The organism is Oscillibacter sp. KLE 1745 (genome assembly GCF_000469445.2).
In the GTDB taxonomy this organism is placed as follows: domain Bacteria; phylum Bacillota; class Clostridia; order Oscillospirales; family Oscillospiraceae; genus Oscillibacter; species Oscillibacter welbionis.
On the sequence record NZ_KI271675.1, the window covers coordinates 73,665 to 96,459 of the forward strand.

Annotated in this window: 14 protein-coding genes; 11 read left to right on the top strand and 3 right to left on the bottom strand. The window is 57.2% G+C overall.

Translation table 11 applies throughout. The features are described 5' to 3' along the window. The 7 genes from HMPREF1546_RS02250 to HMPREF1546_RS02280 all read left to right on the top strand — a co-directional run. Positions 1-683: hypothetical protein (locus HMPREF1546_RS02250; RefSeq protein WP_021747524.1), on the top strand; the 683-nt coding region annotated here is incomplete at its 5' end. A gap of 279 nt (positions 684-962) precedes the next feature. After that, complete coding sequence (locus tag HMPREF1546_RS02255) at positions 963-1,172, top strand: AlpA family transcriptional regulator (protein ID WP_036629335.1); 210 nt, start codon at positions 963-965, stop codon at positions 1,170-1,172. Beyond that, the gene (locus tag HMPREF1546_RS02260) at positions 1,169-1,585 is read left to right on the top strand and encodes a helix-turn-helix domain-containing protein (protein WP_021747523.1); all 417 of its coding nucleotides are present in this window, start codon (positions 1,169-1,171) and stop codon (positions 1,583-1,585) included. Before HMPREF1546_RS02255 ends, HMPREF1546_RS02260 begins: the two co-directional genes overlap by 4 nt. A 350-nt stretch (positions 1,586-1,935) precedes the next feature. Next, positions 1,936-2,355, top strand: a complete 420-nt coding sequence (locus tag HMPREF1546_RS02265) for a hypothetical protein (protein WP_021747522.1) — start codon at positions 1,936-1,938, stop codon at positions 2,353-2,355. Next, on the top strand, positions 2,343-4,286 hold the full coding sequence (mobP3, locus tag HMPREF1546_RS02270; protein ID WP_036629333.1) for a MobP3 family relaxase: 1,944 nt from the start codon (positions 2,343-2,345) through the stop codon (positions 4,284-4,286). The genes HMPREF1546_RS02265 and mobP3 overlap by 13 nt, the downstream gene beginning before the upstream one ends. A gap of 69 nt (positions 4,287-4,355) precedes the next feature. Further along, positions 4,356-4,574 carry a helix-turn-helix domain-containing protein gene (locus tag HMPREF1546_RS02275; RefSeq protein ID WP_021747520.1) on the top strand — a complete coding sequence of 73 codons (219 nt, stop codon included), beginning with the start codon at positions 4,356-4,358 and terminating at the stop codon, positions 4,572-4,574. Between the two features lie 56 nt (positions 4,575-4,630). Beyond that, on the top strand, positions 4,631-5,860 hold the full coding sequence (locus tag HMPREF1546_RS02280) for a site-specific integrase (RefSeq protein ID WP_021747519.1): 1,230 nt from the start codon (positions 4,631-4,633) through the stop codon (positions 5,858-5,860). A 64-nt stretch (positions 5,861-5,924) separates the two neighbouring features. Here the strand turns inward: HMPREF1546_RS02280 and HMPREF1546_RS02285 are convergent, their stop codons facing one another. Both HMPREF1546_RS02285 and HMPREF1546_RS02290 read right to left on the bottom strand, forming a co-directional pair. After that, a complete protein-coding gene (locus HMPREF1546_RS02285) occupies positions 5,925-6,776 on the bottom strand; it encodes a hypothetical protein (protein ID WP_021747518.1) in 852 nt (283 codons plus the stop codon). Beyond that, positions 6,773-7,225 (bottom strand): hypothetical protein, encoded by a 453-nt coding sequence (locus tag HMPREF1546_RS02290; protein WP_021747517.1) that lies wholly within the window; start codon positions 7,223-7,225, stop codon positions 6,773-6,775. Before HMPREF1546_RS02290 ends, HMPREF1546_RS02285 begins: the two co-directional genes overlap by 4 nt. 632 nt (positions 7,226-7,857) lie before the next feature. On the opposite strand from HMPREF1546_RS02290, the gene HMPREF1546_RS02295 reads away from it, so the two are divergent. After that, positions 7,858-8,571 carry a LytTR family DNA-binding domain-containing protein gene (locus HMPREF1546_RS02295; RefSeq protein WP_036629329.1) on the top strand — a complete coding sequence of 238 codons (714 nt, stop codon included), beginning with the start codon at positions 7,858-7,860 and terminating at the stop codon, positions 8,569-8,571. 39 nt (positions 8,572-8,610) lie between these two features. Here HMPREF1546_RS02295 and HMPREF1546_RS02300 read toward each other — a convergent pair whose 3' ends face one another. Then, the gene (locus tag HMPREF1546_RS02300) at positions 8,611-10,512 is read right to left on the bottom strand and encodes a sensor histidine kinase (RefSeq protein WP_021747515.1); all 1,902 of its coding nucleotides are present in this window, start codon (positions 10,510-10,512) and stop codon (positions 8,611-8,613) included. Between the two features lie 279 nt (positions 10,513-10,791). Between HMPREF1546_RS02300 and HMPREF1546_RS02305 the strand changes: the two genes are divergently transcribed. The 3 genes from HMPREF1546_RS02305 to HMPREF1546_RS02315 all read left to right on the top strand — a co-directional run bounded on the left by HMPREF1546_RS02305 (position 10,792) and on the right by HMPREF1546_RS02315 (position 22,253). Continuing rightward, entirely contained in the window at positions 10,792-21,267 is a 10,476-nt protein-coding gene (locus tag HMPREF1546_RS02305; protein ID WP_021747513.1) for an Ig-like domain-containing protein, read from the top strand. Positions 21,268-21,654: 387 nt separating this feature from the next. Continuing rightward, positions 21,655-21,864 carry an AlpA family transcriptional regulator gene (locus tag HMPREF1546_RS02310; protein WP_036629324.1) on the top strand — a complete coding sequence of 70 codons (210 nt, stop codon included), beginning with the start codon at positions 21,655-21,657 and terminating at the stop codon, positions 21,862-21,864. Further along, complete coding sequence (locus HMPREF1546_RS02315; protein ID WP_021747511.1) at positions 21,861-22,253, top strand: helix-turn-helix domain-containing protein; 393 nt, start codon at positions 21,861-21,863, stop codon at positions 22,251-22,253. Before HMPREF1546_RS02310 ends, HMPREF1546_RS02315 begins: the two co-directional genes overlap by 4 nt. Positions 22,254-22,795 lie beyond the last annotated feature (542 nt).

The following is a 22,795-nucleotide window of genomic DNA, read 5'->3' on the forward strand; positions in this document are numbered from 1 at the left end:
GGTACTACCGGCGGTACGACGGCAAGGTGGTCTATGTGGTTTCTCTGGCCACGGATGCCGACACCGGCGAGGAGACGGTCATCTGGACCGCCTACCCCTTTGCAGATGTCCCCAGGTACTGCACCTCCAGCAAAAAATCCTTCTGCGCAGTCGTGGAAATGGGCGGAGAGCGGAAAGCCAAGTACAAGCGGCTGACGAATATGAGAGTCTCAGAGGCCGCCATCGAGCGGCTGGAGGATGAGGGCTTCCGGGGGCCGGTGCGCAAAAGGCAGAGGCGACAACTGGAGGAAGAATACGACTCCCGCAAGTATCAGCAGTCTCTCTCCTACCTCGCATACGCAAAAGATCTCTGCGAGCACTACAACTTCGACCGGAGCAAATACCGTTTCTGCGTAAAGGAAAAACGGTTCGCCGCCATCACTAAAAGTGACTTCGCCAAGCTGAAAGAGGACTTGCAGTTCTTGGACAATGCCCTGAAAACGGTGCTGACTGCATACCAGGATTATTTCCGGGAGCGGTTCGTGGAAGGTCTGTCCATCCGCAGGTACGCCGAGGCCCATCAGCTCAACCGGGGCAGCGTGGACTACCTGCAAAAAAAGTTTTTCTCTGCCCTGGCTCGTCTGCTGAAGGAGCGGGACGAGGCCGAGGGCAGGTGCCGCCTGCGGAAATCGGCGCAAAACTGAATCGACCCAATACCGGGCGGAGCGTCTGCTGACAAAGCAGGCGCTCTGTTTTTCTGTCAGAAGTATGTCAAAAGGATATAAAGCTCCCAATAGAAAGTAGAGGCGGCAATCAATGTGCAGATAAAGCCGGATATGACAAATCTATGTCACTTGAGTAATGTCCTCGGGTAAAGTAGTGGAGGGAAAAATTCACCAGATGGAAAAGGAATATTTATTTTGTGAGCTACTGTACTCAACGGGTAATAAGGTGAGAGGAACTTTTGGAAGGAGGCCGCGATTATAAAAGAATCCAGTTACAAAAGCTACGATGATCTGCCGCTGTTCCTGAACTCAGCAACGGTGGCAAAAGTCCTTGGCGTCTCTCCATCGTCAGGGTATGAGCTCATGCACGAGCCGGGCTTCCCGGTGCTGCGCATCGGCAACCGGATGGTGGTGCCCAAGGAACAGTTCATCCAGTGGGTGAAGGAACACACGGGAGGCGGCACATGAGACACAGCAAATACAGTGGGCGCGGAAATTTTTTCTCTCTGCCTAACGAAGTGTTTCTCCTGGGCCTGAGCGCCGGAGAGTTGGCGGTCTACAGTTTCCTGAAACGGTGCGAGAACCGAAAGACGCATCAGTGCTGGCCCAGCTACAAAACCATTGGGCAGGCGGTGCGGATGAGTGAGAATACGGTGAACAAGTACCTCCGCCGTCTGGAGGAACGTGGGCGGATCGCCATAGAGCCCACCGAGGTGGTCACCAAGACAGGAGAAAAGCGTAACGGGAATCTGCTGTTCACCCTCCGTCCGATTCAGGAGGTGATCGACCAGCACTACGACCGCCAACTGGCGGAATTGGAGTTAGCCACAGAACGCCAGCGAGTGGCGAAACTCCTGCGGGAGCGTGAAAGCCCCGCGTAACCGCCTGTGGGCCGCTGTGTGCCCCGATTGCGGGAGGGGCAGAGTCCCTGCCCCTCCCGGCGGGTCTCAGGCCGGTGTGGGCCGGTTGTGGGAGGCGTTGCGGCACAAGGCTTCCGGCCCTTTTGGAGCGGAACCGAAGGACGAAAGAAAAAGCAGGATAAACGCCGGGGTCGCCAGTGGCGCCTCCGGCCGGTCACAACTGCCCGCAGTGCGGGCAGTTACGGGGGTTTTGCGGTGTATCAAAAGTGGGGTCAAAAACAGGCGGCGGGGATCACGCTTGCGGTCACAATCCCCAAGCCCCTACTGTCATAACGAAAAAACAGGGGTCAACCCCCGGAAAGGAGAACATTATGAGCAAAAAAGAAAAATTCCCCCTCTACCTCTCACCGGAGAAAAAGGCTATCCTGGAGCGCCGGTATCAGGAGGACGGGAGCCGGAGCATCACCGCCTTCATTGAGCGGGCGGTGGACTTCTACCTGGACTACCTCAGTGCCAACAATGCCGGACTGTTTCTCCCCACCTCCATCAAGTCCTATCTGGACGGAAGGATGGGACAGCTGGAGGAGCGGCTGTCCTCCATCGCCTTCCGGCAGGCGGTGGAGCAGGACATGGTGGCCGGTATCCTCGCCGACGCGTATCAGTTCAGCAGCGAAGATCTGCGCCGACGGCGGGCGGAGAGCGTTCAAAATGTGCGGAAAACCAATGGCCGCATCTCGCTGGAGCAGCGGGTGCGTGATGCTTGGGAGGAGGACGATGAGTGGCAGGATTGATCGTGAAAAGCCCTTATCTCAAGTGCGGAGGCGGCAGTTCGGTCAGCGGCTATCTGCGGTACATCGGCACGCGGGAACGGGTAGAGATCCTCCCGGATGACCGTCCGCCCACTCGAAAGCAGGAGCAACTCATCTCCAAACTGACAAAGGATTTCCCGGAGGCCAAGGAGCTGGGTGAGTATTCCGATTACAAAGACAAGTCCACCAAGGCCAATGCCTCTGTCTTTATCACCCGAGCACTGGAGGAGAACTGGTCTCAAGTTCAGCAATCAGATGGCTACATGAAGTACATCGCTACTCGGCCTCGTGCGGAACGGCTTGGTGATCACGGGCTCTTTGGTGATGAAGATGCTGTGGACTTGGAGCAGGCCATGCAGGAACTGGATGAGTACGACGGGAATGTGTGGACGCATATCCTCTCACTGAAGCGTGAGGACGCTGCGCGTCTTGGATATGACAATGCCAAAGCGTGGCGGAATCTGCTCCGAGCAAATCGCAATGACATCGCCGCCATGAACATCCAACCGAATCACTTCCGCTGGTATGCTGCCTTCCACGATGAGGGGAAGCATCCCCATGTCCACATGATGGCGTGGTCAACACAGCCGGGAGAAGCGTACCTGACGCGAAACGGCATCCGCAATATCAAATCCACGCTCACCAATCAGATCTTCAAACAGGAGATGCTCCACACCTACGAACAGAAGTCACAGTCGAGAGATGAACTGGTGCGGGAGGCTCGCCGCACGATCCGGCAGTTCACTCAGGAGATGACGCGAAGCCTCTGCACGGCTCCTGAGATCGAGCAGAAGATGGAGCAGCTGGCCGGACAACTGGAAACGGTCAAGGGCAAAAAATCCTATGGCTACCTTCCTAAGTCCGTGAAGAAAACTGTGGACGAGGTAGTGGACAAGCTGGAGGAGCTGCCGGTAGTGCGTGAGTGCTACGACCGGTGGTGCAGGCTCCAGGGCGAGGTGGAGAGTTACTACCACGACAAACCCAGAGAACGAAAAAAGCTGTCCCAGGAGAAAGAGTTCCGGCAGATCAAAAACGCTGTCATCCAGGAGGCGGATCACATCCGTCTTGGTGATATCTCCTTCGAGGATGATGACTTGGCTGAGCACGACGAGCCGGAACAGGCGCGTGGTGAGTCTAATGCCTGCCGAGAGCTGTGGCGAATCATTGGGAACGAGGACATTTCTCTGGATTACCGTGACCGGGCGGCAGAGAAACTGGAGCAGGTGGCGGAGCGCGGCGACGCCTATGCGCAATACTGGATGGGGCAGCTCTACCGGGACGGCCCTCTGCTGATCCCTGACAACCGCAAGGCAAAGCAGTGGCTCACCCAGGCGGCGAAACAGGGGTTATCGGAAGCACAGTATGCCCTTGGCAAGCTGCTTCTCTCTGACGATTGGGAAGTGCGGGACCCGGCCGAGGGCATCCGCTGGCTGAAACAGGCGGCGGAAAATGATAGCCACTTCGCCGCTTACCGTCTGGGCAAAGAGTATCTGGAGGGAAACACCGTCAACGAGGACACCACAAGAGCAGCAGATTGGTTCACCAAATCGGCGGAGGCGGGAAACCAGTACGCCCAGTACATGCTGGGCAAGCTGTGCCTGACGGGACAGGGGCTTCCACAGGATCAGGCCCAGGCGATGGTGTGGTTCAGCCGTTCCGCCTCCCAGGGAAATCCATACGCCCAGTTCTTTGTGGAGCAGCAAAACAATCTCCGCCCGCCCTCTGTCATGCTGGCGGTCACTCAGTTGCTCTACCACATGGGACGGATATTCCAGGACACCTCCGTGCCGCCCGTCGTCCCAGTAGGCCAGCAGGTGGATCGAAAACTCATGCGGAAGATTCAGGAGAAGAAGATTGCTATGGGCCACAAGCCGGATGACCATGAGGAGCAGTGGCCTGAAATGACCATGTAAGCGGCGCAGAATATGAGCCGCAAAACAAAGAATAAAATCCCTTCCGCCGGAAGGGTAGAAAGGAATCCGATGAAACGATCCAAGTACAGCTCATTCAACGAACTGCCCCTGATGCTGACCGTGCAGGATGTGGCCGATGTGCTGGGCATCGGGCTGGCCCACGCCTATGAGGTGGCCCACCGGCAGGATTTCCCCACCATCACCCTGGGCAGCCGGATCATCGTCCCCCGTGACAAGTTCATGGCGTGGATCGACGAACAGGCGGCCAAAAAGACGGAAATATTTTAGTGGCTATTTCAAAGATTCTGTGGTATTTGTTTGTGTTGCCAAAGGAGGGATGAACAATGGCAAAGAAACGAGCAAACGGCGAAGGCAGCATCCGAAAGAAGCCCAACGGCCGCTGGGAGGGCAGATACACTCAGGGCATCGATCCCAACACCGGCCGCGCAATTCAGAAAAGCGTGTCCGCCCGGACGCAGGCCGAATGCAAAGAGAAACTGGCAAAGGCCATTCGGGACAACCGGGGCATCCCAGTGAACCATAACGAGGACTACAACGTGGCGGAGTGGTGCCGGCTGTGGTTTGAAACCTACAGCAAGCCGGTGATCCGGCCCAACACCGCAAAGACCTATGAGAACATGATCGAAAACCACATCGTACCGGCTATCGGAGGAGTCAAACTCAAACGACTCACCGCCATCCAGATTCAGAAGATGTACAACGACTCCAAGACCAAAGGGCGGGTGCAGCGGTTCGAGAAAAAGACCGATACGGCCCTGTCTGGAAGCACAGTGCGGCGCATCCACATGGTGCTCTCCTCGGCGCTGAAGCAGGCGGTCAAGGAGCGGATCATTCCGTATAACCCCTGCGACAACTGCCGCATCCCGCCCAAGGAGAAAAAGGAGATGGCCATCATCCCGCCGGAGAAGCTGGGGGTGTACCTTAGTGAGGCGGAGAAGTACGGCGTCCTGCCCATGTTCTTTCTGGAGCTGTCCAGCGGTCTGCGACGTGGGGAACTGCTGGCGCTCCGGTGGGACGACCTGAATGTGAAGGATCGCATCCTCTCGGTGAGCAAGCAGGTCACTCGGATCGACGGAGAGCTGGTGGTGACGGAGCCGAAAACCAAGAACTCCGTCCGCAAGGTGGCGCTGTCCCAGCAGGCGGTGGCCTTGCTGGTGCGGGAGCATGAACAGCACCTGGACAACCCCATCTTGTTCCCGTCGCCCCGCACCGGCGGCTACTGGAGCCCGGACGCGGTGTCCAGGATCAACCGCAAACTGCTGGCGAAGGCGGGCATTGAGGAACATGTTCGCTTCCATGATCTGCGCCACACTTTCGCCACGATGGCCCTCTCCAGCGGCGTGGATGTGAAGACCCTGTCCAGTATGTTGGGCCACTACAGCGCCGGGTTTACCCTCGACACCTATACGCACATCACCAACGATATGCAGAGAGGTGCGGCGGAGAAGATCGGCGGTTTCATGGAGGCGGCCACGGCCAAGCCGGAACCGGAACCGCCCGACCCGCCGGAGGAGAGCCGGTGCAAGGTGATACCGTTCGAGAGAGTAGGATAACAGAAGTAAAAATCCGTTGCCCTTAGGTAAAAATTCACCTAAGGGCAACGGATTTGAGATGAGATTATTCAATGCTACTGATATACTCTTCCAACTTCTGAATAAGCATGAACCAATCTGCGCTGGTCACAGCTCCTGCAGCTACGGAAACAGCAACTTTCATAGAAAAATCTGAAAGAAACTTTTTGATTCCATCCACTGCCTTTTGCAGTCTTTTTTTCTTGGGAGCGGCAGAAGTGAGCTGTTCTTCAACAGACTCTAAATCGTCTTTGACATTATCAATTTCATCCTGAGGGACATCAGCCAACAAATCCAGGGACGGAAGAATTTTTGCAAGCAAATCTGTGATATCCGACACGGTGGATGTGCTGATATTAGAAGAAGTTATGTTTCCTGTTCCCTGTGCATTTGCAGTACCATAGTTGTTTTCGATAGTTTGATACACTGTGGGAACGGGCAACTTTGTTTCTGCTTCTAAAACTATCATCTCCATGGAAATAGCATCGTTAATGTAGTCAATCATTGGTTTAAATGTGTTGCAAACAAAGGACTGGATTATTTCCGAAAACTTTTTTGCAGAGTGATAATAGTGCATTGCCTCACCCAACACATTCACTGGAGTCCGCCCAGCAAGAAAAGAGAGATAATCAAATTGAGCTTTGAAATGTTGCTTTTCATCTACTGGAATAGATGCCTCAAACCAATCATCACTATGCTCCGGGAAGCAGTCTCTGAAATCAAATTCTGTAGTGGTAAGGATATCTGAGATTAAATCCTGAATCCATTCCGTTTTAGTCAAATAAGAATAAAAACGGATCAATGCAACATCCGCTGTATCATCATCGCAGTTTAAAAAATTACTTGATACACGTCTAAATTCAAGACTAATTGTTCTGAGTTCACGAAGAGTAATCATATATCCACCCCACAGTACGGACAAAATATTTTGGACATACCAGCACAGTACAGGACCTTAACATGCCGATTGCAACAAGTACAGTTGAATTCTACCTCTGATGTGTCTTTATCCTTCAATTCCTTCGTTGCTACTTTTTTTAGCGGACGATACTTCATCTTGATTATGCCTTTAGATCTATTAATAGATTTTGCCATCTTACCAAAAGCCTTGTTGAGTTCCTCGACAGCATAATTGTATGCCATTGCCTGAGCCTGCTCAATTACCTCGTGGGAAAGAAATGCGTTCTTATATCGTGTAAGGCCGCAATAGGGGCAGAATAAATCTTCAAACGGGTGTTCATCATCCTGATATTCTCCAGCTTGAAGTTTAAATTCTGAGCCACAAAATGGGCACTCAAAAGTGACATACCCTTCGCTATCACCTTGAATTTTAATGGTTAACTCCATATCACAACCCTCCCAAATGAGTATATCCTATAAAGTGCAGAAAGACAAGATTAGTAGCATGTACTTTTGGCTTTCTGCCAATTAGGGATGGGTTAGGGATTTAGCGGTTTCAGCCGCTACGCTCACTCATGCGCCCGCCGATATTGCACTCTTTGAACCACCTCAAAACAGCAAACGCCAAAACAGTAAAATTCAAACTAAAAACGCAGAAAAACCGCCTATTTAGGCGGTTTTTCTAAGAAAGGTGGTCCGAGTGACAGGATTCGAACCTGCGGCATCCTGCTCCCAAAGAGTTGAAGAAAAGTTTTTTGTATAATTTCGGTTTATTTTCTGACGTTTCTGCTCTGGTTTATTTGCTTTCCGTCACTCTTTAGAGGTGCTGTTTCCATGTGTTCCACACCGCACTGTGGCTAAAACTGTGGTCAAAAGCCCCCTGCGCCCTTTACAGGTACCGCATGGGAACGACAAAGGGCGGGGCGTTTTGCCTCAACCCACGGATCAGAATTTGCGGAACATAAAACAAAAACGATCGGAACTGCCTCAAGTATGAAAAAGGCGTCCCACATAGCTGGTCATGGGGAAACAGGCATGGTATAATGACGGTGAAAATCCACATACCCAGAGGTGAGCTCATGTACCGCATCGCCGTTTGCGAAGATGACCCGTGCACCGCGGAGCAAAATAAAACAGCCGCCTGTCATGTGCTGGAGGGAAAAGGACGTTCCCAGGGGCGGGACTACGACATAGACGTGTTCCATGCCGCCCTGCCGCTCATGGAGCGGCTGGCGAAGGATCCGGGCGCTTATCAGCTCCTGCTGCTGGACATCCAGTTGGAGGGGGACAATGGCGTGGAACTGGCCCGCTTTCTCCGGGAGCATCAGGTCAGCGCCTCCATCATCTACATCACAGACCACCCCGGTTTCGCGCTGGACAGCTTCCCCACCTACCCGCTGGAATACCTGCTCAAGCCGGTGGATGAGGCGCGGCTGGCCGCCGCTCTGGATTGGGACTGGCGGCAAAGACATATCCAGCAAAAACGACCGGTGCTGCGTGTGGGCGGTCGGCTCATTCCTCTGGATGAGATCACCTATCTGGAGATCGCCGGACGAAAGACCGCCATCCACACCAAAGAGGAGCGGATCGAGTACGCCGTCCCCCTTTCCAAGCTGAAAGAGGATTTTCAAACGCAGGGCTTCTGCCTGAGCCATTTCAGCTATCTGGTCAATCTGCGCCACGTGGCGCGGGTGGAGCGGGACACCCTGACACTGGACACAGGCGAATCCATTCCCGTCAGCCGCCGGTACTATCCCGACCTTATGGCCCGCTATGTGGAATCTCTGAAATGAAAACTCCGCTGCATCCCACAAGGAAGCAGCGGAGTTTTTCTATGATTCTGTCTCAGGCAGCAGCAGGGCGGTACTGGCGGAAAAGGAGTCCTCGGCGGCTTTCAGGACCAGCTCACTGTGATACTTCCGGGCGGTGGCCCGGGCGGACTTGAGCCCTATACCGTGGAGGACACCGGACTTGGTAGAGCGGTACAGCCCCTCCTCCGGGTCGAAGTCCACCGGGGCGAACCGGGCATTCTCCACACCTACATACAAATATTTACCACGGATGTGCATGGTCACCCGGAGCCACTTTTCCGCCCCCTCGGGGGCTTTTTCGTTGGCCTCCAGGGCGTTTTCCAACAAGTTCATCAGCAGGGGGCAAAGGTCGCTGTTGGGGATGGGAAGCTCAGGCGGCAGATCCACCTTTGCCTCGGCGCATACCCCCGCCTCCGCGCCCCGGGCCAGCATGGCTGTCAGAACGGTGTCCACCGCCGGGTGGACGGTGTAGCCATTGCTTCGGTTCAGCTCGGGCCGCTGGGACAGGGACTCCAGATACTTCTGGATCTCCCCCATATCTCCCTCTCGGCACAGGCCCTGGAGGGCGGTGACATGATGCCGCAGGTCGTGGCGAAGAGTCTGGATCTCCTCATTGTGCTTCCGAAGATTTTCATAGTTTTCCCGGATCAGTTCCCCACGTTGGAGGAGAAGCCGCTCCTCGGTGCGGCGCTGGGATTCCCGCCGGAACAGGTCAATGAAGGCGGCCAGGATGCCGGCAGCCATGGTCAGTGCGGACCACGACCACAGCAGGAAGCGGGGCAGGCCATTTTGGAAGCCGGTCCGGAGATGAATCATCAGCTCACGCCCCCATGTGGGATCGGCCGCAGCATGGACGCCGCATACAGCCAGCCCCATTCCCAGGACCGCCAGGAGCAACGGGGCGAACAGCCGGTAGAAGCCGTTCCCCCGCTTTCTCCAAACCAGGGAGAAGACCGCAGCGGCCAGCAGGCCCAGAAGCCCCAGATACTCCGATACCACTGTCAGCAGAGAAGTGGCAGAGGCCCGGCCCAGCAGTGCGGTCAGACCGTGGAGAGCCGCTGTCCCCCGCAGAATCCAGCGCAGCCGCCCGTTGCCCCGGCTCCCCAGAAAGAGCAGCAGAGAGGTCAGGCACAGGGCGCGGCTCAGAGCGTTCAGATCCACTTCCGGGTATGGGAGATAGTGACCGAAAAAGCTGGCGGCCCCCAGAGGGACCAGCATGAGGAAAAAGGCGGCCAAAGAGAACATGAGAAGGCCAATGTCCCAACGGTCCCGGAAGCTCTGCCACAAAAACGCAGTGGAGAGCAGAGGCCCCAGCACAAAGCAGAGGGCCGCAGGGATGGCAGTCCGGAAGCTCTCTGCCACGATGCCGCTCTCATAGGCATATCCGCAGCTCAGCGTCACCGCGCAGGGGTAAACGGTAGGCTCCATCTCCGGGATCTGCTTTTCCCCTAGGCCGGTGGACTGGGCAATGGTCAGGGTTTTACCCAGATAGTCCGGGGGCAGGGTGATCTCCACCGGCTCCAGCCGGTCCCAGCCCAGCATGGGCAGCGTCAGCTCTCCCACCCCGCCGGATTGCTCCGGACAGTCCGTGTAGAGGCGCTCCCCATCCAGGAACACCGCCACGCTGCGGTTGACCGTGTCCAGATATAAAACGGGGCTTTCCACCTCCTCGGTCAAAATCCGGGAAAAGTAAAAGGTCTGCCCCGGCGCGGAAAGACCCGTGTAGCCGATGTCCCCGTCTGGCAGAAGCGCCGCGCGGGTCTCGCCCTCCTGGGTAAAGACCTCCCACTGGACGGTTTCCACGGACAGGTCAAAGGTCTGTTCCGTCATGGGCTGAGTAAAGAACAGCAGCGCCGCAGCGAAAAATCCGCACAGGAGCAGAACCATAAACGACGCCGCGCCCCGTATGATCCAACGTCTCATTCAGCCCGCCCTCCCATCTAACGTGTTTCCTATTCTAAGAGTAACGGGGAATCTTCCTTCCGTCAAGGGTACGGGCTTACCAAGTTTGCAGGAAAATTGACCATGTTTGCAATCCCTATTGAAACAGCAAAATGTTTCGGTATAGTGATAGGCGTAAGGAACTGTGCACCGGACTAAAGGACTGGCGTACAGAGAAGAATTGCAAGGGGGTGACCCCCTTGCACGGGATGAGGACCATCCCGTGCAAAGATCCTCCTGCAAAGCGAAGGGAGAGTTTCTATGAGAAAGAACTGGAAACGATGGATCGCGGGGCTGCTCACTGCCATGATGCTGGTCACCATGCTGCCCACGGTGGCCTATGCCGCAGTTGGCGACCTGCTGGACATGAGCGGTGTGCAGCGCGCCGCCCTGCTGGCTGCGCTGGAGGAGGTCTACGGCGACGACGCTGAGGCATATCTTGCCATTCTGGAGCAGTACGGCCTGGTGGACGAGGACGGCAACCTCGTCACCGACGAGAAGATCATCATGGATGGGGTGGAATACACCCTGGATGAGATCGAGGCCATCTTGGATGACCCAGCCACCGACCTCACCAAAGTGGTGGAGGTGGACGGACAGTACATCACCCTGAAGGACCTGAAGACGGTGGTGGAGATCGAGCGGTATCTGGCCTATATCGAGGCTACCTACTTCACCGAGCAGGACCTGACCGACGAGCAGATCGACAGCTTCTACGATTTGGCCCAAGCCTGGGCCAACGGAGAGGTCATGATGCTGGCCACCAACGCCCTGGACGGCGTTGGCCCCGCCGGGGTGGACCACGACGTGCGGCTGACCGTCACCGGAGCGGCCACCGCCGAAGAAAACGGCGAGTATACCGTCACTGTAGAAGCCTCCCGGTCCTCCACAAATCAGGAGATTACCTTCTCCTGGCGGACGGTGGACGGCAGCGTGACCGCCGACATTGACGGCGAGGAGACCGTCACCATGTACCCCGGCGAGAGCAAGACACTGACCGTCCAGGTGGGCGAGACCCCAGAGCGCGTCCAGGGCACGGGAACCTTCCTGGTGCAGCTCTATGACCTGAAAAACGCCCTTCTCTCTGACGGCTCCACCCGCTGGGAGCAGACCGTGACGGTAGATAGCGACGACTATTTCAAATACTATTCCCGTGTCTCGAAAACGCTCAGCTATGAGAGACGAGAGCATGGTGTTGAGACTGATTGGGTCGTCGCAGGCGGAGATGAGGAAATGCGGGACCGGATCCGGGATGGCGGCAACCCCATGTTTCTTGCGGATAAAGAAACGCTTTCTCTTGAAGGGATGTCCTCCGGAAACTATTTACGCATATTTGAAAGCGGCGGCGGTAGTTTGATTGCCGGCAATTTTCAGTACACAGTTGGTGCTTTAGGGTGGTTTTTTGACCCCGGTTCCTCGCGCCCGATCGCCGAGGAGCGGCCATTCTCCTATGAATTAAAGATCGATGATGAAGTGCTCCAGGCGGACGACAACTTTACTGATTGGGTCGTAGAAGAGACTTACTTGCTTCCTTCTATCGGGTTAGAGGCTTTCCCCACACAAAGCGAAAATCTGGATTATGAGGAGGGTGATGAGATCCCCGAGCACACGATGGAAATGAATATGTCCGGATATTACCGCCGGTATCAGACCAGCAGTGGCAGCGAAACCTCATTCGCTTTTGATCCATACCTCGAATATCGCGCATCCTACTACATGCAGGAGACCACCAAGGAGACCACCGTCTCTTTCTCCGCCCCGGCGGGCACCTACTACGCCGGACAGCAGGTGCCCATCGTGGCTACCTTCGATTACCCCGTGAAGATCACCGAGGACATGACCATCACGGTGAACGACGATCAAACACTGACCCCAGAGGAGGTGGAAACCACCGGCGAGAGCTGCACCTTCCTCTATCCCGTGACCGAGACCAGCGGCGGGGCCATCTCCGTCACTGCCGCCAACTTCGTGGGGGATGAACCCACCTGCCAGCTGGAGGGCGCCAACAAGCTGGAGTTGACCATCTCCCGGGGGACCGACGACCTGACCGGCGTGACACTGGAATCTCTGGACCGGGAACTGGCCTTTGGGGCGCCCACGCTGGCGGTGCGCCAGGAGCAGCAGGGGCAGAAGCCCGTGCTGACCATCACCCTGCCCCTGACTGGAAAGCCCTATGACAACTGGGTGTTGAATGAGGTGACGGACCTGACCACCGGCATCCTGCCCGCCCTCAAGGCAGTGCTCAGCCAGACGGGGGACACCCAGTATGACTTCCGGGTGAACGACCCCCAAAACCCCACGGCGCTGGTGGCGGAGATCACCCTGCCCTATAATACCTCTGTGGAGGAGTTCACCGGTCAGGTGGACTTCCTGCTGGACGGCTATGTGATGATCGGCTGGGGTCGGGAGTACACCCTGGACGGCTCCAAGCCGGTGGGTGCCTTTGACGGCGGCATCAAGCTTACCCGCACGAACAGCAAGACTGGAGAGCGCGAGGAACAGACAAGCGGCACAGTCTATTTTGACTTGGCGGAAATGGCGGATTGGGAGATGACGCTGTCCTTCACCCTGAAGGAAGGCGACTTCACCTGGGGCGACGTCACTAAGGTCACCGCGTACCCGGAGGACAACAAGCCGGAGGGGATCGACAATCAATTTCACTTTGCATGGGAATACTCCGGCCCCGTCACGGTAGTACTCAACGAGGACGGCAGCACCAGCTTTATGCTCACCGGGGAAACAGGATATGCCAATGCCAGACTGGTGGCCCTCAACGGCGATATGGAGGATGCGCTGCTTGGAAGCGTCACCCTCCATTGTGAAAACTGGGGAGGCGGGACAGGGAACGCTTTTCTCCAGATTCCCGAAAGCGGCAGAAACATCTCCGTCCGTGAGGGGAATGACGCCCGGATCTACTGGAGCAGCAACATTTGCGCCCTGAACCAGAACGCTGGGGAGGACGGAGCCTTTGTTCCCACCACCTTCACAGTGCAGCTGGGTACGCTCAATTTAGAGGATGCAGATCCAACGGTAGCGGTTGTCAAGGAGTGGACGGTGACGACCGATGAGAAGAACCCCATCCTCTCCGCCTTTACCATTCCGTGGGATGAAGGGCTGGATACATTCTACAATGAGGAAAGAACGGGGCTGATCGTTGCCTGTATCTCTGCGGAATATCAGGAAAAGCGGCTCGGCACCTATATCAACGAGAATGGTGTACCGGAGATGGGGGAGGGCGAGGAGCCTGCCATTGCCTACATCACGCTGCTCTCACCGCCCGCGTCCGTCAAACTGGACCAGCCCGCAGGCGGCCTGTACCAGACCGATGGCGGCGGGAACGGCAAGGACATCACTCTCAGCTGGACGGCAGACAACCTGGATGTAAAGAACGGCGGCGGACAGTTTGAACTGTACATCGCCGGTGGCGAAAAGACCATCTCGGAAACCGACCTGACGGGCGGGGTGACGCAGGATGGAAATACCTATTCCTACACCCTGAATGTCCCTGCTGTGACGCCGGAGACCGGCGACCCCGCCAGCTACCGGGACGCCTATACCGTCACCGTTAAGGTCCAGAACGCCGCCGACGCCGCCTGGGCCTATGACAGCTATGTGCTCTATGTCTACTCGGAGGACATCCTGGAGATCCTGCTGGACCACGACGAGAACACCGGCGGCAGCTACACCATGTCCAACGTGGAAAAAATCAAGACCCTGTGGGGCGACGGCGGAGAGAACGGCTCCAACGCCATCGTGGCCCTCCAGCGGGACATCGCCCTGAGAAACGTCATCTCCATCAACTACGGCCAGTATGCCTGGGCGGAGCTGGCTGACCAGATCGCCTGGGCCTCCAACGACAGCTCGGTGGCCTCCGTCAACTACCGGCAGGGCACTCTGTATGAGAACATCGAGAACTTCTCCTACACCACCTACCGCCCCTCCACCGACTTCGTCCTCTCCGGCCTGAAGGACGGCGAAACCACCGTCACCGCCACCCACGGCAAGCTGCCGGAGATCTCGGACAGCCTGACGGTGGATGTGGAAACCTTGCGGGATCAGCTCTACCTGTTCCAGTGCTACCCCAAGACGGAGACCACCCTGACCTATCAGGTGTACACCAGCGCCGCCAAAACCGCCACCGAGGAATACACCCTGACCACCAACGACAAAGGCGAGGCTGCCATCTATGCGCCCCACGGCATCGCCGGGGACATCTACTGCAATTCCGTGGCGGATGATGGGGATGACGAGGACGTTATCTTCCTGGGCGTCATCCGCAGCCAGAGCCTGGTGTCCTCCGAGGCCGACTCCACCAAGCTGCAGCTCTACCCGGTGAACACCCTCCAGCTGCGCCGGGCGGCCCAGGCGGAAATTTATCTAAAAAACTCGGACGGCACGCCCTATGAGGGGCAGGTCACCTTCCGGGGCGGCGTGTACCGGGGCGGCGAGTACTGCACGGGCGACAGAAATTCTGCGGTGCAGTTTGGCCTGCAGGGTGAGAAGGATCCAAGCCAGTGGAAGCCCGGCAACACACCTCAAACGGTCAGCACCAATGACGAGGGCCGCCTGCTGGTGAACATGGATCTTGGAAAGTTCAAGACCGCTGACAACCAGAAGGAGGTCCAGGCGGGCGAGGCGCTCTACTACCTGTTCCAGCTGGAGTACGGCGACGGGACTGGTGCGGAATATTATCCAATCATGCTGCGGGTGGACGCCAACCTGAACCTGGACGATGTGGCGATCTCCGGCGACAGCATCGTGGCCTGGGAGAAGAATGAGAGCGGGCAGAAGCAGCCCTATATCGCCCAGCAGACCCTGAGCTACAGCCCCAAGAAATACGCCAGCGTGGCCGACATCCGCGGGAACACCGGCAACGTGGGCCCCAGTGATACCTTCCCCACCGCCTATGTCACCACCTCCATCATGTGGTGGGGCGACGAGCACGCCAAGGACCTGGGGCGGGCTAACACCGTGATGCTCCAGGACGCCACCGGCAAGACCCCGGAATGTCAGACCAGCGAGACAACCACATATCCCTTCACGGATCTGGCCTTCACCGAGAACCGGATGACCATGGACAAGGATAGCATGGAGGAGTGGGGCATGGCCGCGGGCGAGAGCCGCGGGATGCGGGCCGTCCTCAGCGAGGACGGGACCACCGCCAGCCGCACCATCAGCCTGCCCTTCCAGATGGTCAATATGATCGGCGTACCGGAGGCGGAGGCCTCCAATGCCCTGACCGGAGCCCTGGCCGACGTCAAGAGCGGAATGACCGTGGATGCCAGCGGAGACGTTGGTGATATGGGTGACGGCGATATCATGATCGAGGGCGGCATGGATCTGCTCAGTGACGATGCCGGCTACGACCCCGAGAAGGACAAGTTCGCCGTGCGCCTGTACGCCACCAGCGACCCCACCGTGTTCCGCGCCCTGTTCGGCGTGAACATGGGCGATCTGGAGCCCGGCGTCTATCCCGAGTATGACGACCCGGACAACATGACCTTCGTCCACGGGGACGCCTCCACCGGCAAGAACCAGGAGCTGGAAGCCCTTCCCGGCCCCATGGACGTCTACAGCATGGTCAAGGGCAAATACCTGAGCGCCGCCAAGGAGGAGGCCCAGCAGGCCGCCGCCGGAAAGGGCCTCATGGGGACCAGCATGGCGCTGGGCGGCTACATGGAGGCGAATATCTCCTACAACAGCAGCAGCGGCAAGTGGGAGTGCCAGCCCATCAGCGGCGGCTTTAACGTAGGCGCTGGCCTGAACTTCAACTGGAACTTCAACGCCGTCGTGGGCATCGTTCCCATCACCGCCAGCGTCAACCTGGGCGGCGCGCTGGAGGTCCGCATGGACATGCAGCAGGGTAACTATTACGAGGTGACCTCCGGCATGGACGGTCTGAAGAACGCCGGCGACCAGAGCGCCTTCAACACCGCCCTGGCCAGTGCCAGTTATACCGACGCCACCGGTAGCGATTATCTTACCAACCTGCGGATGTACTTCTATATCAGAGCCTTCGCGGGCGTGGGCTTCGACGTCTCAGTGGTGGCCTTTAAGATCGGTGTGTTCGGCCAGCTGAATTTGGATATGCAGTACAAATGGCTCAACCGCAGTTATCTGGAGGAAAGCTCGAATATCAGCGCCGTGGGGCCGGTCAGCAGCCGGACGGACGACGTTATACAGGGCTCCAACCTGTCTGTCAGCGGCTCCACCGGCATTGAGTTCGTATTCAAATTCCTGTTCATCAGCTATGAAAAGATCTTCTGCTCCATCGGCTTTGAGTCGGAGTCCGATGATCCGGGGTGGAGGACCATCGAGGAGATCTGGAAAGCCAATAAGACCATCAACGGCAAGCCCGTCACCCGTATGGCCATGCCCAACGGCCAGGTGATATACGCCGTGGACCTGGGGGCGCAACTGGAACGCCGGGACTATGTGGACGCCGCCGAGCAGGAGTGGCTGGGCGGACGGCCCTCCATCGGGCTGTTCAGCCTGGACAAGGATCAGAACGCCACATTGGCGGAGACCCTCCAGATCGGGGCCTACTCCTACGCCAACCCGGTGCTGTCCGACGACGGTGAAGTCATGTTCTATCTCAGCGACCGGGAGGACAACGACCCGGAGAGTGCACTGGACATCCGCAACACTCGTGTGGCCGTGTCCACTAAGAGCAATGGTCAATTCCAGCAGGGAGAGCGCTTCGACAGCAATGATGAAGTGTCCACCGGCTACGGCGACAGCAATGTGAAGGTGGCCGGCTCTGACGGCAGTTACGCCGCCGTGTGGGTACGGCAGACAGAGGACATCACCGAAAATGTGGTCCCCGGAACTGCCCTGGACGATGGTCAGCAGATGCTCCAGATGAACTCTACCGAGATCGTGGCCGCCATCTCCGAGGACGGCAGCGACTGGACGCTGGAGCAACTCACCGACAACAGCACCCCCGACCTGGCCCCCGTGGTGGCCGCCAGCGGCAACCGCATCATTGTGGCCTGGCGTGAGGTCAAATCCTCCGACGCCTCCAATCTGACCAGCTTTGACCAGCAGGACGCCATCCGGTATGCCGTCTGCGAGAACGGCCAGTGGATACGGGATGAAGATGTGTTCGGGAATGAATACGTCGCCGCCCAGACCCTGTATGACGGCACCGGCTCCACGGCCTCTGTCAAGGGCCTGGAGATGGCCATGCTGTCCGACGGCACCACCGCTGTGGTCTATACCCTGGATACCGATTTCACCAACGAGAGCACCACCGACTGGGAGACCATTGTGGCCATTATCCCCGCCGTGGACGGAACATACGGTGCGGATGATACCCAGAGCGAAGACCTGGTGCGCACCTTCCGCCTGACTTCTGACAACAATCTGGACGAAAATCCCCAGATCACTACTGCGGAGTTTGGGGACGGCGAGGAGCGGTTCGTGGTGGCCTGGCACACTGAGCGAGCCATCACCGACGACCCGAACGGCGAGACTGAGTCCGATATCCGGCTGTCCGTTATGGACACGGACGGCAAACTTTATGAGAATATGCCAGAGTCCCTGAGCGTGGCTGCCGGCGGCGCCGGCGACACCATCGACGCCAACTTCCGCTTTGCCAAGAACGCCGGGAGCATCGACGACCTGGCCATCCTGTGGGTGGACTCTGTCAGCGGCGAGACTGACGAGACCACTTACGACTCCCTTGCAGGTGCGGTATCTGACAACTCCACTAACGTGGGCCACGATGTTCTCAAGGCGGTGAAGTTTGTGGAGAATGGTAAGTCCTACACCCTGTCCGGCACTGTGGTGGTAGCGGAGATGCAGGAAAGCACCCTCATCGACCACTTCGACGCTTATGTCAGCGATACGAGCACGCACGAGATCAGGTCAGTCATCCTGGGTACTAATTACAGCGAGACTGCAGAGCGTGAGGTGACTGTTTCCGACGGTGAGAACGATGAGACTGCGACCATCACCGTGGCCAACCCCGTCAGCGGAATGTATACCGCCACGGAGAAGTTCACCAACCAGATCCAGGAGTCGGCGGTGATGCTGGCATATGAGGAGCTCTACACCAACAGCGATATCGACGTCCAGTTCACCATCCGCAACACCGGCATGAATCCCATCTCCAAGCTGGAGATCGTCTCGGGTGATGAGAGCGTCTATACCAGCGACAGCATTCCCCTGAACCTGCTGCCAAACCGGGACATCATCGTGACGGCCAAGTTCCCCACGGGGGAAGCCATTGAGAACGCGAATTACACCGTCAAGGCCACATTTGACAGCGAAACCGTGGAACTGCCCGGCACCCTCTATCTGGACATCCCCGACGTGGGTATCTCCAGAGTGGAGACCGTCAAACAGGCCGACGGCGTACGCACCCTGCGCTATGCCCTGCACAACCGCCTGGCCGCCAGTCTGGCAGACGAGAAGGATAACTGGCAGGTCAAGGTGGGCTTCTACGCCGACCAGAGCTGCACCACGATTCTGAAGGGCACCGATGGGCAGGATCTGATCGATACCATCACGGAGACGGCAGATCTGTCCCTCATCGACGCCGGCGGTTACAGCGCGGAGGTCACGCTGCCTGTAGCAGAGTACATGAAGGAGGAAAGCGGCGCACAGGCGGAGATCCCCAGCACCGGTATCCCGGTCTATGTCAAGGCCTGGATCGAAGCCCCTGTGGAGGATCAGGCCATGCGGGCCCGAACCGGTTCCTACGACAGCGTCAGCGAGTATTTCACCGCCAACAACACCACCTCTCTGACTCTGAGAAGCCTGGCTGAGGAGCGGGATGAGCCGGTCACCGTCACCTACGACATGAGCGTTGCCAACGGCAAGACCATTGTGAATACAAAGGTGCAGTACAATTACCTCGGCGGCACCACCAGCGGCAACCTGATCGTCACGCTACTGGACGCCCAGGGTCAGCCCATCGCCAAGCAGCAGAGCTACACCAAGGCAGACGGTTTGCTGACGCTGGAAAAAGAGGGTGCCGCAACCCAGACCTTTGAGTTCGCGGGCATCACCGGCGCTGCCGGCGTCCGGGTGGAGTTCTCCGACCTGATTCTGACGGACAGTAGCGTGGAACTGGACCATATCTCCGTCGGCGGCCACACCGCTGTCTTCGACTCGAGCACAAACACCTATACGGTCGATGCCGTCGGCCTGACCAATGGTATCCTGGAGATCGCGCCCAAGGACCCCCAGAACGCAACGATCAAGCTGGACGGTCAGGATTATGATGTGGATGCCTCGCATACCACCCAGATTGCCTCCGGTACTACCACATGGAACATTACAGTCTCCAACGGCGGCAACTCTGCAAGCTACACGCTGAAGCTGACCAACAATGCCGATTTTGTTTCTGTCACCGGAGTGAGCCTGAACAAGACCAGCCTGACCCTGACGGAGGGCAGCACGAGCCAGCTGACAGCAACTGTTGAGCCAAACAATGCCACGAACAGGAATGTTACTTGGTCTTCCAGCAATTCCAAGGTAGCTACGGTGGACGGAAACGGAAAAGTCACCGCCCACAAAGCGGGCACCGCGACCATCACCGTCACCACCGCAGACGGCGGTAAAACCGCTGAGTGTAAGGTCACGGTCGAGGCCGGAAGTGCGCCGGCTGTCAAAGTCGACAGCGTGAGTCTGAACCAAACCAGCATGAACCTGACGGCAGGCAGCACGGGCCAGCTGAAAGCCACTATTAGCCCCAGCAACGCCACCAATCAGAACGTTACCTGGTCTTCCGGCAATACCTCCGTAGCCACAGTGGATGCCAGCGGCAATGTCAAAGCCATCCAGGCAGGCACCACGACCATCACCGTTACCACAGAGGATGGCAACAAGACCGCCACCTGTGCGGTCACAGTTACTGCAGCACCTATCAATCCTGACCACGGCGGATCTGGGAGCGGCAGCAGTGGTTCGCCCAGCTATGTAGTGGATACCGCTGCTGATATCGACCATGGCACGATCACAGTAAAGCCAAGTCGTGCGGAAAAGGGCGACACGGTCACCATCACCACCAAGCCCGACGAAGGCTATCAGGTGGGCGAGATCACAGTCACCGACAAGAACGGCGACCCGGTCAAGGTCACCAACAGGGGCGATGGCAGGTACACCTTCACCATGCCCAACGGCAAGGTAAGTGCGGATGTGACCTTTGTACCTGAAAAGCAGTGGACCAGTCCCTTTGTGGATGTGCCGGACAACGCCTGGTACTACGACGCGGTGAAGTATGTCAACGAGAACGGCCTCATGGCCGGCACCAGCTGCAATACCTTCAGTCCCGATGCGACAACCACCCGTGGGATGCTGGTCACCATCCTCTACCGGCTGGAGGGCTCCCCCAATATCGAAAATGAGATCTGGGGCTATCCCTTCAAGGACGTGGATGTCAATGCTTACTACGCCACGGCGGTCTACTGGGCGAGGATGAACGGTATCGTGGCTGGATACAGCGACGAGCTGTTCGGCCCCAATGACACCATCACCCGTGAACAGATGGCGGCCATCCTGTACCGCTACGCCCAGTACAAGGGCTGCGACACCACAGCCAAGGCGGACCTGAGCAAGTTCGCAGACGCCGCACAGGTCGGCTCCTACGCGGTGGAGGCCATCCGCTGGGCCAATGCGGCGGGTCTGGTCAACGGCACCAGCGCCACCACGCTGACCCCCAAGGGCAGCGCAACCCGGGCGCAGGTGGCGGTGATCCTGACCCGGTTCTGCCAGAATATCGTGAAGTAACCCGCGCAAGAACTGCGCCGCATAAACAATGAAAAGGCAGGCAGGAGAGCTCGCTCTCCTGCCTGCCTTTTTTCTGAGGATGATGGTTTGAAATTCCCGAAACCGTCCGCATGCCTTATCACCACTGATCCCTCTGAACCCCGCTTAGATCCGGCTGTGCATTTTACGATTAGCAGGAATAGTGAATCAGCAAAATCACTCACTCAAGGCATGTTCTTCTGTGCAGAACTCTAAATTTTGTTTTCGAGACTACTCACTCCTCTGTTTTGTTGCCTGTATATTATGAGGGCGTATTATTTTTTTCGATTTTCATTTGTGAAGTGGCCTGCTTATTGCCTGTATATAGTGAGAGACTTCTTGCCTCTCAAACTCAAGGAGGTGTTGGCCATGAAAGAATCAGGCTACAAAAGCTATGAGGACCTGCCGCTGTTCTTGAACGCGGCAACAGTGGCAAAGGCGCTGGGGGTGTCTCCCTCATCCGGCTACGAGCTGATGCACGAGCCGGGTTTCCCAGTACTGAAAATCGGCAGCAGGATGGTGGTGCCGAAAGAACAGTTCATCTGCTGGGTGGATGAGCATACGGGAGGCGGCACATGAAGTATGGGATCGGAAACTATTTCTCTCTTCCCAACGAGATCTTCCTGCTGGGTCTGAGCAGCGGCGAGCTGGCGGTCTACAGTTTCCTGAAACGGTGCGAAAATCGAAAGACGCATCAGTGCTGGCCCAGCTACAGGACCATCGGGCAGGCGGTGCATATGAGCGAGAACACGGTACGCAAGTACACACTGTGCCTTGAGGAGCGCAGGCTCATCTCCACCGAGCCAACTGAAATCACCACCAGGGCTGGTCAGAAACGCAATGGGAACCTGCTGTACACGCTCCGTCCGATCCAGGAGGTGATAGATGAACACTACGACCGGCAACTGGATCAGCTGGAGCTCGTTGCGGCGCGTCAGCGGACGACAGCGGCCCAGGCCAGCATGTGACCGCCTGTGCGCCGCTGTGTGCGGAGATGGCGGTATGGGCAGGATACAGACACTCCCGTACCACAAAGTGCGGTGTGGGGGCTGTGTGCCGCAGGCGCCAAGATCGCCCGGAAGCCAAAATGGACAGGTGAACCGAGGGGTCGAAAATCGTGCGGGATAAAGCCGTGTTATCACGGCCTCAGACACCGCCCCGCAATGCGGGCCGGGGATGCGGTTTTGAAACGATTTCAACCGCTTTTCTGTATCTTTTTGGTGGGACCCGTGCTATCACTTTTTTGGCGGTGTAATCAAATCTGTTATCACCTGACTGAGAAATGCCGTGGTTTCAATGAGTCCTACAGTTTCAAATGTGCTATCACCACGATTTTACTTGAATTGGAGGTTTTTCTGAATGGCAGACGAGAAAGTGAAATTCCTGATGCGGATCGACCCGGCCACAGACCGGAAGATCAAAAACGCCATACCGTTATCCAACTGCCGGAGCCAGAATGAGTTCGTGGAAAAGGCTCTGCAGTTCTATTGTGACTATGTAGCATCCCAAG